The sequence below is a fragment of the Pantoea sp. JZ29 genome (genome assembly GCF_035190385.1).
Taxonomy (GTDB): Bacteria; Pseudomonadota; Gammaproteobacteria; order Enterobacterales; family Enterobacteriaceae; genus Pantoea; species Pantoea stewartii.
Genome location: NZ_CP045241.1, coordinates 2,808,014 through 2,823,103, shown reverse-complemented (window position 1 = coordinate 2,823,103; position 15,090 = coordinate 2,808,014). Strand labels below are relative to the sequence as shown.

The 15,090-nt window shown below is 54.8% G+C and carries 13 protein-coding genes; 11 read left to right on the top strand and 2 right to left on the bottom strand.

What is annotated here, in order from left to right:
* Window positions 1–8 precede the first annotated feature (8 nt).
* The 4 genes from GC090_RS13105 to flgL all read left to right on the top strand — a co-directional run bounded on the left by GC090_RS13105 (window position 9) and on the right by flgL (window position 4,803).
* Window positions 9–1,118, top strand: coding sequence for a flagellar basal body P-ring protein FlgI (locus GC090_RS13105; RefSeq protein WP_006118822.1), 1,110 nt, complete (start codon window positions 9–11; stop codon window positions 1,116–1,118).
* Window positions 1,118–2,062: a flagellar assembly peptidoglycan hydrolase FlgJ gene (gene flgJ / locus GC090_RS13100; RefSeq protein WP_039341124.1), complete on the top strand. Its 945-nt coding sequence runs from the start codon at window positions 1,118–1,120 to the stop codon at window positions 2,060–2,062. Before GC090_RS13105 ends, flgJ begins: the two co-directional genes overlap by 1 nt.
* A 123-nt stretch (window positions 2,063–2,185) precedes the next feature.
* Window positions 2,186–3,826: a flagellar hook-associated protein FlgK gene (flgK, locus tag GC090_RS13095; protein ID WP_039341122.1), complete on the top strand. Its 1,641-nt coding sequence runs from the start codon at window positions 2,186–2,188 to the stop codon at window positions 3,824–3,826.
* A gap of 14 nt (window positions 3,827–3,840) precedes the next feature.
* Complete coding sequence (flgL, locus tag GC090_RS13090) at window positions 3,841–4,803, top strand: flagellar hook-associated protein FlgL (protein ID WP_039341120.1); 963 nt, start codon at window positions 3,841–3,843, stop codon at window positions 4,801–4,803.
* 300 nt (window positions 4,804–5,103) lie between these two features.
* Here the strand turns inward: flgL and rne are convergent, their stop codons facing one another.
* Entirely contained in the window at window positions 5,104–8,373 is a 3,270-nt protein-coding gene (gene rne / locus GC090_RS13085) for a ribonuclease E (RefSeq protein WP_039341119.1), read from the bottom strand.
* A 571-nt stretch (window positions 8,374–8,944) separates the two neighbouring features.
* Between rne and rluC the strand changes: the two genes are divergently transcribed.
* On the top strand, window positions 8,945–9,901 hold the full coding sequence (gene rluC, locus GC090_RS13080) for a 23S rRNA pseudouridine(955/2504/2580) synthase RluC (protein ID WP_039341117.1): 957 nt from the start codon (window positions 8,945–8,947) through the stop codon (window positions 9,899–9,901).
* A 12-nt stretch (window positions 9,902–9,913) separates the two neighbouring features.
* On the opposite strand, the gene GC090_RS13075 is transcribed toward rluC, so the two are convergent.
* Window positions 9,914–10,501 (bottom strand): Maf family protein, encoded by a 588-nt coding sequence (locus GC090_RS13075; protein WP_039341115.1) that lies wholly within the window; start codon window positions 10,499–10,501, stop codon window positions 9,914–9,916.
* Between the two features lie 140 nt (window positions 10,502–10,641).
* Here GC090_RS13075 and yceD point away from each other — a divergent pair, with 140 nt between their 5' ends.
* From yceD to fabG, 6 genes are read left to right on the top strand one after another with little or no spacing between them, the layout of a single operon-like run.
* Window positions 10,642–11,163 carry a 23S rRNA accumulation protein YceD gene (yceD, locus tag GC090_RS13070; protein ID WP_006118829.1) on the top strand — a complete coding sequence of 174 codons (522 nt, stop codon included), beginning with the start codon at window positions 10,642–10,644 and terminating at the stop codon, window positions 11,161–11,163.
* Window positions 11,164–11,177: 14 nt separating this feature from the next.
* Window positions 11,178–11,348, top strand: coding sequence for a 50S ribosomal protein L32 (rpmF, locus tag GC090_RS13065; protein WP_003849870.1), 171 nt, complete (start codon window positions 11,178–11,180; stop codon window positions 11,346–11,348).
* 25 nt (window positions 11,349–11,373) lie between these two features.
* Window positions 11,374–12,414 carry a phosphate acyltransferase PlsX gene (gene plsX, locus GC090_RS13060; protein WP_039341112.1) on the top strand — a complete coding sequence of 347 codons (1,041 nt, stop codon included), beginning with the start codon at window positions 11,374–11,376 and terminating at the stop codon, window positions 12,412–12,414.
* Window positions 12,415–13,368 carry a beta-ketoacyl-ACP synthase III gene (locus GC090_RS13055; RefSeq protein ID WP_006118831.1) on the top strand — a complete coding sequence of 318 codons (954 nt, stop codon included), beginning with the start codon at window positions 12,415–12,417 and terminating at the stop codon, window positions 13,366–13,368.
* A 16-nt stretch (window positions 13,369–13,384) separates the two neighbouring features.
* Window positions 13,385–14,317 (top strand): ACP S-malonyltransferase, encoded by a 933-nt coding sequence (gene fabD, locus GC090_RS13050; RefSeq protein ID WP_039341109.1) that lies wholly within the window; start codon window positions 13,385–13,387, stop codon window positions 14,315–14,317.
* 10 nt (window positions 14,318–14,327) lie between these two features.
* Complete coding sequence (fabG, locus tag GC090_RS13045; RefSeq protein WP_006118833.1) at window positions 14,328–15,062, top strand: 3-oxoacyl-ACP reductase FabG; 735 nt, start codon at window positions 14,328–14,330, stop codon at window positions 15,060–15,062.
* Window positions 15,063–15,090: the final 28 nt, after the last annotated feature.

The window sequence follows — 15,090 nt, the reverse complement described above, 5'->3', positions numbered from 1 at the left end:
AGGTTGTAATGAAAAAGCTAACATTATGGCGTGTCGGTCTGGGATTACTGTTAGGCGTAAGCCTGATGGCGCGTGCCGATCTGATCCGCGACTTAACCACCGTACAGGGTGTGCGTGATAACCAACTGCTGGGTTATGGCCTTGTCGTGGGCCTGGACGGAACAGGCGATCAGACAACGCAGACGCCGTTCACGACCCAAACCGTCAGCAACATGCTGTCGCAACTGGGCATTACCGTGCCGCCGGGCACCAACATGCAGCTCAAAAACGTCGCCGCCGTGATGGTTACCGCCAGGCTGCCTTCGTTTGCCCGCCAGGGCCAGACGCTGGATGTGGTGGTGTCGTCCATGGGTAACGCGAAAAGCCTGCGCGGCGGCACGCTGTTAATGACGCCACTGAAAGGCGTGGATAACCAGGTTTATGCGCTGGCCCAGGGTAACATTCTGGTCGGCGGCGCGGGTGCCGCAGCAGGCGGCAGCAGCGTTCAGGTCAACCAGCTTAACGGTGGACGGATTACCGATGGAGCAACGGTTGAACGTGAACTGCAGAGCAACTTTGGTTCGCAGAATACGATTAACCTGCAGCTGAACACCGAAGATTTCTCCATGGCGCAACGAATTGCTGATGCGATCAACGCCCGTGGCGGATACGGTTCGGCCCAGCCGCTGGACGCCCGTACGGTCCAGGTCCGCGTGTCCCCGAATAATGGTGCGCAGGTTCGTTTACTGGCAGAGATTCAGAACATTGATGTCTCCGTGCCGGTTGAGGATGCCAAAGTCATCATTAACTCACGCACCGGCTCTGTTGTGATGAATCGTGAAGTGAAACTGAACACCTGTGCGGTCGCTCAGGGCAACCTGTCTGTCACGGTCAATCAGCAGCAAAACGTGAGTCAGCCGAACACGCCGCTGGCGGGTGGACAGACTGTCGCTACTACCAATACGCAGATCGATCTGCGTCAGAGCGGCGGTGCGTTGCAACGGGTTAACTCCAGCGCCAACCTGAACAGCGTGGTGCGTGCGCTGAATGCGCTGGGTGCGTCGCCTATCGAACTGATGTCCATTTTGCAGTCAATGCAGAGCGCGGGTTGCCTGCGCGCGAAACTGGAAATTATCTGATGAACGATACGCAATCGCTGATGAATGCGGCTTTTGACAGCCGCTCGTTGAACGACCTGAAACGCGATGTCACTGCCGATCCCAAAGGGAAAGCACTGCAGGTCGCGCAGCAGGTTGAAGGGATGTTTGTTCAGATGATGCTGAAGAGTATGCGTGAAGCGTTACCGCAGGACGGCATTCTCAGCAATGAACAGACCAAGCTTTTCACATCAATGTACGATCAGCAGATTGCGCAGGACATCGGTAAACGTGGCCTGGGCCTGGCGGATATCATCGTTAAACAGATGGAACCCGCCAAAGCCCCGGACGAGCGCGCCGGTACGGTGCCGATGAAGCTGGATAACAGTTTCATCATGAGCACCATTGGCGCCACGCCGCTGGAGCAAATGGTGCGCAAAGCTATGCCGCGCCTGCCCGCGCCTTCGCCCACCGGCCTGCCGAGCGACAGTCGTGACTTTATTGCCCAACTGACTCAGCCCGCTCAGGCCGCCAGTCAGCAGAGTGGTATCCCTCATCACCTGATTCTGGCGCAGGCTGCACTGGAGTCAGGCTGGGGGCAACGTCAAATCCTGACCCGTGATGGAAAGCCGAGCTATAACGTCTTTGGCATCAAAGCCAGCGGGAACTGGAAAGGCGAAACGACCGATGTCATGACCACAGAATATGAGCACGGTGAAGCTAAAAAAGTGCGTGCGACATTCCGGGTTTACAGTTCTTATTTCGAAGCGTTAAACGACTACGTCAAACTGCTTTCAAATAACCCACGTTATGCGGCTGTCACCAATGCACAGAGCGCGGAGCAGGGCGCCCAGGCATTGCAGGCTGCGGGTTATGCCACCGATCCGAAATATGCGCAAAAACTGATGGGAATGATTCAGCAATTCAAGAGCATGGGTGAAAAAGTGGTGAAAGCCTATAGCCAGGATTTAAGCACATTGTTCTGAGAATTGTGCCTCAAGTTTCACTTAAGCATGCCGATAATAGCAGCAAGAGCCAGGCGCGCCAGCGCACGCTGGCGACCACACTGATGACAGCGACCCGTGTAGCGGGGAATGTAAGGAACCGAGATGTCCAGCATAATTAACTCCGCAATGAGCGGGCTCAGTGCCGCACAGGCCGCCTTAAGCACCACCAGTAATAACATCAGCAATTACACCGTTGCCGGCTATTCACGTCAGACGACGATTCTTGCAGAAGCCAACAGTACCCTGCAGGGAAAAAGTTATTACGGTAACGGGGTTAACGTAACCGGTGTTCAGCGTGAATACGACAGTTTTATCGCAGCGCAGCTGCGTGGGTCTTCAGCCACCTACAATGCGGCAAATACGCAGTATTCGCAGGTCTCCAATATCGACGATCTGATGTCAACCTCGACGACAAACCTGTCGAGCGCGATTCAGGGCTTCTTTAGCAACATGCAGAACGTGGTCAGTAATGCCAACGATCCTGCAGCGCGTCAGTCTTTGCTCAGCAACTCCCAGGGCCTGGTCAACCAGTTTCAGACCCAGGCGCAATACCTGACCAACATGCAAGACAGCGTGAATACCAACGTGACCTCTGACGTAGATCAGATCAATACCTTTACCAGCCAGATCTCCAGTCTTAACCAGCAGATTGCCAAACTGACAACCGGTAATGGCGCCGCTCCCAATGACTTACTGGATCAACGTGATCAGTTGGTTAATGGTCTGAATAATATCGTCGGTGTGACAGTGTCACAGCAGGATGGAAGCTACACGGTTTCCATGGCCAACGGCCTTTCTCTGGTCAGTGGCTTCCAGTCAACCAAGCTGGTGGCAATGCCATCCAGCAGCGATCTGACGCGCACCACGGTGGGCTATGTTGATCCGCAGGCTGGCAATGTGCAGATTCCGGAATCTTCCATTACCACCGGCTCACTGGGTGGGATGTTAAGCTTCCGCTCGCAGGATCTGGACCTGGCACAAAACCAGCTGGGACAGCTTGCCGCCGCCTTCACCACCAATTTCAATACCGTGCACAAGCAAGGCTATGACAGCAACGGTAACCAGGGCGTCGACTTCTTTACTATCGGCAGCCCAACAGCGCAGGGCAACAGCAAAAATACCTCTTCCGCCACCTTAACCGCGGCGTGGAGCAATACCAATGCGCTGCAGGCTTCCAATTATACCGTGACTTATGACGGAACAAACTGGTCAGCCACGCGTCTGTCAGACAACACCAAAACGACGCTCACGCCCACTACTTCTGGCGGCGTCACCACGCTCAGCCTGGACGGGATGAGCCTGACGGTCAATGGTACACCAAACGCCAAAGACAGTTTCCTGGTAAAACCCGTTCAAAACGTGGTTAACGGGATGTCAGTGGCGATTACCAGCGGCTCGCAGATTGCGGCGGCGGCGGCACCAGGCGGTGAAAGTGATAACCGCAATGCCCAAAATTTGCTGGCGCTACAGGATGCCAAAATCGTCAACGGTAATTCTACGTTGTCCCAGGCCTACGGCGCGATGGTGAGTACCGTTGGTAACAAAACACAGGCCCTGAAAACGGCCAGTACAACGCAGCAGAACGTGGTGACGCAGTTAACAAACCGTCAGCAGTCTGTCTCCGGCGTTAACCTGGACGAAGAGTATGCGAACCTGACCAAATACCAGCAATATTACATGGCGAATGCGCAGGTTTTAAAAGCGGCCAGCACCGTTTTTGACGCCCTGCTTAGCATTAACTAAGAGCAGAGGACATCATGCGACTCAGTACAAATATGATTTTTGACCAGCAGGTTCGCGGCGTAAGTGATGCGCAATCCTCCTGGTTGAGTGCGGGCAAACAACTGTCTACCGGATACAGAGTATCTAACCCCTCTGACGATCCGATCGCCGCTTCCCGCGCCGTGGTGTTATCGCAAACTCAGGCGCAGGCAAGCCAGTATGCGGTTGCCCGTACCTTCGCCGACCAGGGCTTATCCCTGGAAGAAAACACGCTGGACGGTGTGACAAACAGCATTATGAGCGCGCAGTCGATGATTGTGGCCGCCTCAAACGGCTCATTGAGCGACGATGACCGTGCCTCGTATGCGACGCAGCTGGAAGGGTTGCGTGCGCAGTTACTGAACCAGGTCAACAGCAAAGACGCCAACGGGCGTTATATCTTTGCCGGCTATAAGACCGATACACCACCGTTTGTGGATGGTGCCGGCGGCGTGACCTATCAGGGCGGAACCGACGCGATTACGCAAAAAGTCGATACGGACCGTACGATGACGATCGGTCATACCGGCAACAGCATCGTAATGTCGATCACCAGCAACGCGGTGAAAGAACCGAACGGTGGCACCAGTGAAACGAATTTATTCAATATGCTGGACAGTGCTATCAGTGCGCTAAAAGTGCCCCAGAATGGCGCGGATGATGCCACCAAAGCGACCTTTTCAGCGGCAATGGATAAAACCAACCGTGGTCTGAGCAACTCGCTTAACAACGTGCTCAGCGTGCGTTCCGAAATCGGAACACAGCTGAAAGAGCTGGATACGTTGAATGCGCAGGGTGACGATCGCAAAGTGATTTATGACTCGCAGATGAGTAGCCTGGTGGATGTGGATTACACCCAAGCGATTTCCAGCTACACCATGCAACAACAGGCGCTGCAGGCTTCTTATAAGACCTTCACTGATATGTCTCAGATGTCATTGTTCCAGTTAAATTCATAAAAATTTTAGGCGTACTTTAACCGGGTGCGCTTAGTTTTTCCCATCGTCCTACAGGGACGGTGGGATTTTTTTTGTCTGCGTAATGCCTCTTTCGCTGCTCAATTAACATGGCGACCTGTGCGGAGAACCTTTGCTGCATGATTGACGCCGCGCTGCACGGATCAGGCTAATGTAGCGCTGATTACATACCTCAGGATGATCCCTCCGTGGTGTTTCTGCCCGCATACCTCACCCGAAATGTCCGTAACAGACAATAAAAAACCCGGCCGGAGCCGGGTTTATCACGTCTGCGAACCATGCTTATGGCTTGGTCGCAGGGGCCGTTGCCTGGTGGGTAGCACTATGGCCGCCCGCAGAACCTTTGCCTTCAAAATTGAAGGAAGGACGCTGCCAGTCGCTGTGACGCGCAGGCTCTGGTTGCCATGCTGGCGCAGGCGCTTTGGTCATTGGGGCTGACGCAAAGTGCTTCCAGCGCGTTTCCGCATTGGCCTGGAGGGCTTCTACAGCAACGTCGCGCGCAGCCACAGGCGCATGCGGTTCGGTGATGGGTGCAACGGTTTCCTCTGCAGCAACCGGTGCATTTAACACTGCGTCAACCTGAGCTTCGGTTGTCGGGCTCACCGCCGTACCGGCCTGCTCTGCGGGCTCAACGTGCTCGTGTTGGGCAACCTCAGGCGCGGCGGTCACGTCGGACTTATGCGCGTCTTCAGCCGTAACATCGGCAGGTTGTGCCTGCTGCGCGACGGCGTCGGCGCGGGCTTCTGCAGCCGCAGGAATCACAGAGGGTTCCTGATGCACAGGGGCATCAATCGCCTGCGTGTCATCCGTATTCACCACAGTAACCGGCGTGTCTGTCTGGGGTTCAGCAACCTGTACTGGATCGGGCTGTGAAACCGGCGCCTCGTCTACGGCCGCTGCCACAGGCAGGGCGATAGCAGGTGCTGTGTCTGCATGGCTGTCGTCCTGTGCGGTTTTAACTGCATCCTGTGTGGTCTGCTCTTCGTTCGTCTGTGCGACCGGATAGCGCACCCAGACTTTGCCTGACGCCATCTCAGGTGAGGCCGAAGCGGCTTCTAATGGCATAGCAGACTGTGTTGGGTAGCGTTCATCGCGGTAACGACGGCGCCGCTGACCACTGACGCGCAGATGACGCGGTGAACGACGAGAGCGACGCGGCATGTTGGCGTTGTCACGCGCTTCGGTTTCGTCCGCGTCGTCGACCTGTGAGGCTTCTGCAACCGGCTGAATCTGACGGGCTTCAACAGATTCTGCTGACTCGACGGCAGCATGCTGAGGCTGAGCATTGTTGTCACCAACGCGCACTTTTTGCGTCAGCTGACGCGGTTTGCGGCGTGGCATAGCCTGAACGCGCTCATCGTCCTGTGCTTCAGCTGCAACGGGCTCAGCGGTTTCAACGGCCTGTTCAACCGCGCTGTTCGCTTCCTGCTGGGCACGTTTCTCTTCCTGACGACGACGCTGACGTTCAGCACGCTGTTCACGACGCTGCTGCTGTTGCTCATCGCGTTGCTGGCGAGCTTCATCGCTCAGCGCCGGACGTTCATCACGCGCCTCGTTAGACTGCCCCTGACGCTTATTACGACGGTTGTCTTCACGCGGTTCACGATTGTCACGGGTTTCGCGGTTGTCCCGAGATTCACGCTGCTGGGTGGTGTCACCATTACGTGGCGTGCGCTCACGGCGGTTATTGTTACGGCGGTTGTTACGACGATCGCCACGCTGATTGCCGTTCTCCTCACCGCTGGTTTTCTGCGGTTCGGTCACTTCAGCAACGGGCTCTGCCGTGGCAGGCGCAGGCTCACCGGCGAACATTTTTTTCAGGCCCGCCAGCAGGCGACCAACAAAGCCTGTTCCGTTGGATGGCGTTGCAGGGGCGGTTTCAGCAACCGGCGCAGTTCGCGCTTTGGTCGCTTCCGGCGCTGCTTCCGTCGGTGCCGGTGGCGCATCAGGCATCACAAATGCCGCCAGGGCCGGTTGTTCTGGACGACGACGTTCGGCATGTTCTTCTTCCGAAGGCATCGCCATTTCGGCTTCGTGCAGCTTAGGCAGGTGATAGCTCAGCGTCTGCGTTTCTTCACCTTTCCGCACGCGCAACACGGAGTAGTGCGGCGTTTCCATCCGGTCGTCCGGTACGATAACCGCACGCACGCCGCCCTGGCGTTTTTCGATAGCATTGACCGCTTCACGTTTTTCATTCAGCAGGTAAGAGGCCACAGGCACCGGGACAATAGCATGCACTTCTTTGGTGTTGTCCTTCAGCGCTTCTTCTTCGATCAGGCGCAGAATAGACAGTGACAGCGACTCGTTATCACGAATGGTGCCGGTACCGCTACAGCGCGGGCAGACATGATGGCTCGACTCACCCAGTGACGGGCTGAGACGCTGGCGGGACATTTCCAGCAGGCCAAAACGTGAAATATGGCTGATCTGAATACGGGCGCGATCCTGACGGACCGCTTCACGCAGACGGTTTTCTACCGCGCGCTGATGGCGAACCGGCGTCATATCGATAAAGTCGATAACAATCAAACCGCCGAGGTCGCGCAGGCGTAACTGGCGGGCGATTTCATCTGCTGCTTCAAGGTTCGTGTTAAACGCGGTTTCTTCGATATCGCCACCACGCGTAGCGCGTGCCGAGTTGATATCGATGGCGGTCAGTGCTTCGGTGCTGTCGATAACAATCGAGCCACCGGAAGGCAGGCGCACTTCACGCTGGAAAGCGGACTCGATCTGCGACTCGATTTGATAGTGGCTGAACAACGGGATTTCGCCGGTGTAGAGCTTGATCTTGCTGGTAAAGTCCGGACGGCCCAGAGCCGCAATATGCTGACGCGCCAGTTCCAGGACCTTCGGGTTATCGATAAGAATTTCGCCGATGTCCTGGCGCAGGTAATCGCGGAATGCGCGCACGATTACGTTACTTTCCTGATGAATCAGGAAGGGCGCAGGACGGCTGTCAGCGGCTTTCTTAATCGCTTCCCAGTGTTTCAGACGGAAGCTGAGATCCCACTGCAGCGATTCGGCTGATTTGCCTACACCTGCGGTACGGACAATCAGCCCCATACCATCAGGCAGTTCCAGTGCCGAAAGCGCTTCTTTCAGTTCGGTACGGTCGTCACCTTCAATCCGACGAGAAATGCCGCCCGCGCGCGGGTTGTTCGGCATCAATACCAGATAACTTCCTGCCAGCGAGATAAAGGTGGTCAGGGCGGCGCCTTTATTACCCCGTTCTTCTTTATCGATCTGAACAATAACTTCCTGGCCTTCACGCAGCACATCCTTAATGTTTGGACGACCGTGAGCGTTGTAGGAAGCAGGGAAGTATTCGCGAGAAATTTCTTTGAGAGGGAGAAAACCGTGACGTTCTGCACCGTAGTCGACGAAAGCCGCTTCAAGGCTGGGTTCGATACGGGTGATTTTACCTTTGTAGATATTGGCTTTTTTCTGTTCGTGTCCGGGACTTTCGATATCCAGATCGTACAGACGTTGACCATCAACCAGGGCAACGCGCAACTCCTCCTGCTGAGTTGCGTTAATTAACATTCTTTTCATCGTAACGTACTCGTTATTCTTTCATGAGTGATTAAAGCTGCGGGCATAGTTACCCTGGACGAGTATCAACCGATGGCCCCGTGACTTAGTGCAATGTCGTCAACCTCACGGTTATCGACCGCGCGAGGGGCGCAAATAACGTCGGTGGCCTGTTTTTCATAAGGAACAACAGCACCAGATAGTGGAAATGCGAGAGATAATTCTGTAAACCCGTGCACTCCATCTCATGTCCAGGCCGCAACCCGCAGCCCGCTAAGTGCCTGATTTCGCATTACGTCTTACGCCATTGCTGCGTGTCTGCTCAATCCGACAAAATAACTAATTTCGCTTTTTTTCTTATCTGAATCCTCAGCTAAGAAACCTAAGCATTATTCCACTGCTAACCTTCATATAGCAAGGTGACTTTAACTGACTGATCAATTTTCTTTACATTTTAAGAACCCTGCGACAGAAAGCGCATTCAGGCTGTTGAAAATGCCAGCAATCTGATTGCTCATCCCGACGCTACGCAGAGAGTTAAGCACATAAAAAGGGGTGGCGCTATCAGGGGACACTATTTAGAATCGCCGCCATGAAAACAGAGAATCCCGGCGTACAGTTTGTCGCCATCACGGCTGAAAACGCCGGACAACGTATTGATAACTTTTTGCGCACCCAGTTAAAGGGCGTGCCGAAGAGCATGATTTATCGCATCGTGCGAAAAGGTGAAGTGCGCGTGAATAAAAAACGCATCAAGCCTGAATATAAACTCGAAGAGGGCGATGAGGTGCGCATTCCGCCAGTACGTGTGGCGGAGCGTGATGAGGACGCTGTCTCGCCCAAACTGGCCAAAGTTGCCTCACTGGCTAACGCCATCCTCTTTGAAGACGATCATTTGCTGGTCATGAACAAACCGTCCGGTACAGCCGTACACGGCGGCAGCGGCTTAAGCTTTGGTGTGATTGAAGGACTGCGCGCCCTGCGTCCGGAAGCGCGCTTTCTGGAGCTGGTACATCGCCTTGACCGCGATACGTCCGGCATTTTACTGGTGGCCAAAAAGCGCTCAGCATTGCGTTCGCTGCATGAACAGCTGCGTGAGAAGGGCATGCAGAAAGATTATCTTGCGCTGGTGCAGGGCAACTGGCCCTCGCATATCAAAGTGGTTCAGGCGCCGCTGCTGAAAAATATTCTGCAAAGCGGTGAACGTATGGTGCGTGTCAGCAGTGACGGCAAACCGTCGGAAACCCGCTTTAAAGTGGAAGAACGTTTTGCGTTTGCCACGCTGGTCAAAGCCAGTCCGGTAACCGGGCGTACGCACCAGATTCGTGTACACACCTTGCACGCCGGTCATCCCATCGCCTTTGACGATCGTTACGGCGAGCGCGACTTTGACAGCAAACTGGCCTCTACGGGGCTGGATCGGCTCTTCCTGCACGCGGCTGCGTTGACATTTACGCACCCGAATACAGGGGAAACCCTGCGTATGGAAGCGCCGCTGGATGACACGTTACAGCAGTGCCTGACGAAGCTGCGCCAGCAAAAAAACTGACGCAGGGCGGCATCACGTTCCCAGGGGATTGATGCCCGCTTCACGCAGCATCGCGCTGAGCGCGATAAGCGGTAGTCCCACCAACGCATTCGGATCGCGCCCTTCAAGCCGGTCAAATAAGCAGATGCCCAGTCCTTCACTTTTGAAACTGCCGGCGCACTGTAGCGGTTGCTCTTTCTTTATATAGTTGGTGATGTCGGCCTGACTCAGCGTGCGGAAATGCACGGTAAAAGGTTCGCAGCACTGCATCAGCCGCTGGCTGGCAGGGTGGTAGAGGGCGAGGCCGGTGTAAAAGGTTACGCGGTTGCCACTGGCAGCGCGCAGTTGTGCTTCTGCGTTCTTCGCCGTATGGGGTTTTCCGGTAATCCTGCCGTTAAGGACGCAAACCTGATCGGAACCAATGATCCAGTGATGTGGATAACGCTCAGCCAGCGCCTGAGCTTTGGCTATGGCCAGGCGCGTAACCAGATCCTCTGCGCGTTCATTTTCTAACGGCGTTTCATCTGTCTGGGGTGAATCTACTGTAAAAGGCAGGCCAAGCTTGCTCAGCAGCGCCTGACGAAACGGTGAGGTTGATGCTAAAAGAATCGATGCTGTCATTTTTTTTCAATATTGATAGCGAATTGGTGGCAGTCATTTTAAACTGTGCGCCGCACTGGATGCGAATAGTGGTTGAAAGATGCTGTCCAACGGCCTTTTTCTTTGACTCTATGTGATTACAAAGTTAATATGCGCGCCCTATGCAAAAGGTAAAATTACCCCTGACGCTGGACCCCGTCCGCACCGCTCAAAAACGCCTTGATTACCAGGGTGTTTATACCTCGCAACAGGTAGAGCGTGTGGCTGAGTCGGTCGTCAGTGTGGACAGTGATGTTGAATGTGCCATGTCGTTCGCGGTTGATAACCAGCGTCTGGCAGTACTGACGGGTACTGCTGATGTTGAGGTTACGCTTCGTTGTCAGCGCTGCAACCAGGTTTTTCCACATCATGTTCACGTAAGCTATTGCTTCAGTCCTGTTTCATCTGATGAGCAGGCCGAGGCGTTGCCGGAAGCGTACGAGCCGGTTGATGTCAACGAATTCGGTGAGATCGACTTGCTGGCGGTTATCGAGGATGAAGTTATTCTCGCGCTGCCTGTGGTTCCGGTGCACGATTCTGAACACTGTGAAGTGTCCGAGGCGGACATGGTCTTTGGTCAATTGCCTGCAGAGGCAGAAAAACCAAACCCATTTGCCGTATTAGCCAGTTTAAAGCGTAAGTAATAGGAGTAAGGTCCATGGCCGTACAACAGAATAAACCCACCCGTTCTAAGCGTGGTATGCGTCGTTCGCACGATGCGCTGACCACTGCTGCTCTGTCAGTAGATAAAGTTTCTGGTGAAACTCATCTGCGTCACCACATCACTGCGGATGGTTACTACCGCGGTCGCAAGGTTATCGTTAAGTAAGATCTTTGCTTAGCAAGGCGATACCTTGACACGTTTGACCCTGGCTATCGATGCCATGGGCGGGGATTTCGGTCCCTGCGTGACGGTGCCTGCAGCATTGCAGGCACTGGCCTCTCATTCGGAACTTATCCTTCTTCTGGTCGGAGACCCCGACATTCTCACGCCATTGCTTGCCAAAGCCGATTCCGCCCTGCTGGCGCGTTTGCAGGTTGTCCCTGCCGAATCCGTTATTGCAAGTGATGCGCGACCCGCACAAGCCATACGTAACAGCCGCGGCAGTTCAATGCGAGTGGCGTTAGAGTTGGTGAAAGAAGGGCGGGCAGAGGCCTGCGTCAGCAGCGGCAGTACCGGCGCGCTGATGGGGCTGGCGACATTATTACTGAAGCCGCTGGACGGCATTAAGCGTCCGGCGTTGATGACCGTTTTACCCCACCAACATCAGGGAAAGACGGTCATTCTGGATTTAGGTGCCAACGTCGATTCTGACAGTGCGATGCTGGTGCAGTTTGCGGTAATGGGCGCGGTCATGGCCGAAGAAGTGTTAGGCATAGCGCATCCCCGCGTGGCACTTCTCAATATTGGCCATGAAGAGCATAAAGGGCTTGAAAGCATTCGCGATGCGGCGTTAAGTCTGAAGGCATTACCGCAAATTAATTACATTGGTTACCTTGAAGGTAATGATTTGCTGACCGGCAAAACGGACGTGCTGGTTTGTGATGGTTTCGCTGGAAACATCACACTGAAGACAATGGAAGGCGTGGTAAGAATGTTCCTTTCTCTGCTGAAATCATCGGGAGAAGGTGAAAAGCGGTCGTGGTGGCTGACGTTGCTGGGGCGCTGGGTTAAAAAGCGTTTGGTCAGGCGTTTCGGCCATCTCAACCCCGACCAGTATAATGGCGCTTGTCTGTTAGGATTGCGCGGGACAGTGATCAAGAGTCATGGCGCAGCAAATCAACATGCCTTTGCCATGGCGATCAATCAGGCCGAGCAGGCGGTGAGGCGGCAGGTTCCTGAACACATTGCCGCCCGTCTGGACGCTGTATTAGCCAGGAGTGACAAAGCCTAGATGTTTACCAAAATTATCGGTACGGGCAGTTATTTGCCCAGCCAGGTCCGCACCAATGCCGACCTGGAAAAAATGGTGGAGACCTCGGACGAGTGGATTGTTACCCGTACCGGCATCCGTGAGCGCCGTATTGCTGCGCCGGATGAGACTGTTGCAAGTATGGGCCACCAGGCAGCACAACGTGCCCTGGAGATGGCGGGCGTCGATGCCAATGACGTGGGCCTGATCATTGTGGCGACCACGTCTTCCAGTCATGCCTTCCCCAGCTCTGCCTGCCTGATTCAGCAGATGCTTGAAATCAAGGATTGCGCCGCGTTTGACCTGGCTGCGGCCTGTGCAGGCTTTACTTATGCGTTAAGCGTTGCCGATCAATACATCAAAAATGGTGCAGTGAAACATGCGTTGGTCATCGGTTCTGATGTCCTAGCGCGTACGCTCGATCCTGAAGATCGTGGCACGATCATTCTGTTCGGTGACGGTGCGGGCGCAGTGGTACTGGGTCAAAGTGAAGAGCAGGGCATCATTTCTACCCATCTGCATGCTGATGGCCGTTACGCCAAATTGCTGACGCTGCCTTATCAGGATCGCGCGCATCAGGATCAACCCGCTTACCTGACAATGGCAGGTAATGAAGTCTTCAAAGTGGCCGTGACAGAACTGGCGCACATCGTTGATGAGACCTTGCAGGCGAACAACATTGCGCGTGAAGAGCTGGACTGGCTGGTGCCGCATCAGGCAAACCTTCGCATTATCAGCGCCACGGCGAAAAAACTGGGCATGACCATGGAAAAAGTGGTAGTCACGCTGGATCGTCATGGAAATACCTCAGCCGCATCGGTGCCCAGCGCACTGGATGAAGCCGTGCGCGATGGCCGCATCAAACCCGGACAACTTATTTTGCTGGAAGCCTTTGGTGGTGGATTCACCTGGGGTTCTGCGCTGGTTCGCTTTTGATTGACAGGAACTGAAAATGACGCAACTTGCTTTTGTTTTCCCAGGTCAGGGCTCACAGTCTGTGGGCATGTTGACAGAACTCGCTGCCGCTTATCCGGTGGTTGAAGAGACGTTCCGTGAAGCCTCTGAGGCCCTCGGTTATGATCTGTGGCAGTTAGTGAGCCAGGGGCCCGCGGAAGAGTTGAACAAAACCTGGCAGACGCAGCCTGCGCTGCTGGCCGCTTCTGTGGCGATTTACCGTGTCTGGCAGCAGCAGGGGGGCAAACAGCCTGTGCTGATGGCGGGCCACAGCCTGGGCGAATATTCTGCGCTGGTCTGTGCGGGCGTACTGGATTTCGCGGACGCAATCAAACTGGTTGAACTGCGCGGTAAACTGATGCAGGAAGCCGTGCCAGAAGGTACCGGTGCCATGCAGGCGATCATCGGTCTTGATGATGCGGCCATTGCGAAAGCCTGTGAAGAAAGCGCGCAGGGTGAAGTCGTTTCGCCGGTGAACTTCAATTCGCCAGGCCAGGTCGTTATCGCGGGTAACAAAGATGCGGTAGAACGTGCAGGCGCGGCCTGTAAAGCGGCGGGCGCCAAGCGCGCGTTGCCGCTGCCGGTCAGCGTACCTTCGCATTGTGCACTGATGAAGCCTGCGGCGGAAAAACTGGCACTGACGCTGGAAACGCTCACCTTTAAAGCACCCCAGGTGCCGGTGATTAACAACGTCGACGTGAAAGCCGAAACGGATGCCGACGCGATTCGTCAGGCGCTGATTCGCCAGCTTTACAGCCCGGTACGCTGGACAGAAAGCGTAGAGGCGATGGCTGCGCAGGGCGTGACGCAACTGATTGAAATGGGTCCGGGTAAAGTGCTCACTGGCCTGACCAAACGTATCGTAGATGGCCTGTCTGCGGCAGCGGTGAACGATACTGCGTCATTGGCTGCGGCACTTGCACAGGAATAAGAGGAAAATCATGAGCTTTGAAGGTAAAGTAGCGCTGGTAACGGGCGCGAGCCGCGGCATTGGCCGTGCGATTGCAGAAACCCTGGCTGCACGTGGTGCAAAAGTGGTGGGAACTGCAACCAGCCAAAGTGGTGCCGATGCGATCAGTGCTTACCTTGGCGATAAGGGACTGGGCCTGCTGTTAAATGTGACAGATGCCGCTTCCATCGACAGCGTTTTAGAGAAAATTCGCGCTGAATTTGGCGAAGTGGACATTTTGGTCAATAATGCAGGCATTACGCGTGATAATTTACTGATGCGTATGAAAGACGATGAGTGGCAGGATATCCTTGATACCAACCTCACATCAGTTTTCCGTCTTTCTAAGGCGGTGATGCGTGCCATGATGAAAAAGCGCATGGGACGTATCATCACCATTGGTTCCGTTGTCGGAACCATGGGTAATGCGGGTCAGGCAAACTATGCTGCAGCAAAAGCGGGTTTGATTGGCTTTAGCAAATCACTGGCGCGGGAAATCGCGTCACGTGGCATTACCGTCAACGTCGTGGCTCCGGGCTTCATAGAGACCGACATGACGCGGGCACTGAACGAAGATCAACGTTCCGGTATTCTGGCAGAAGTGCCTGCGGGTCGCTTAGGCGAAGCGCAGGAAATTGCTAATGCTGTTGCATTCTTAGCCTCTGACGAAGCAGCCTACATCACGGGTGAGACGCTGCACGTCAATGGCGGCATGTATATGGTCTGATAATCACGAAATCATTTGCATTATTTGC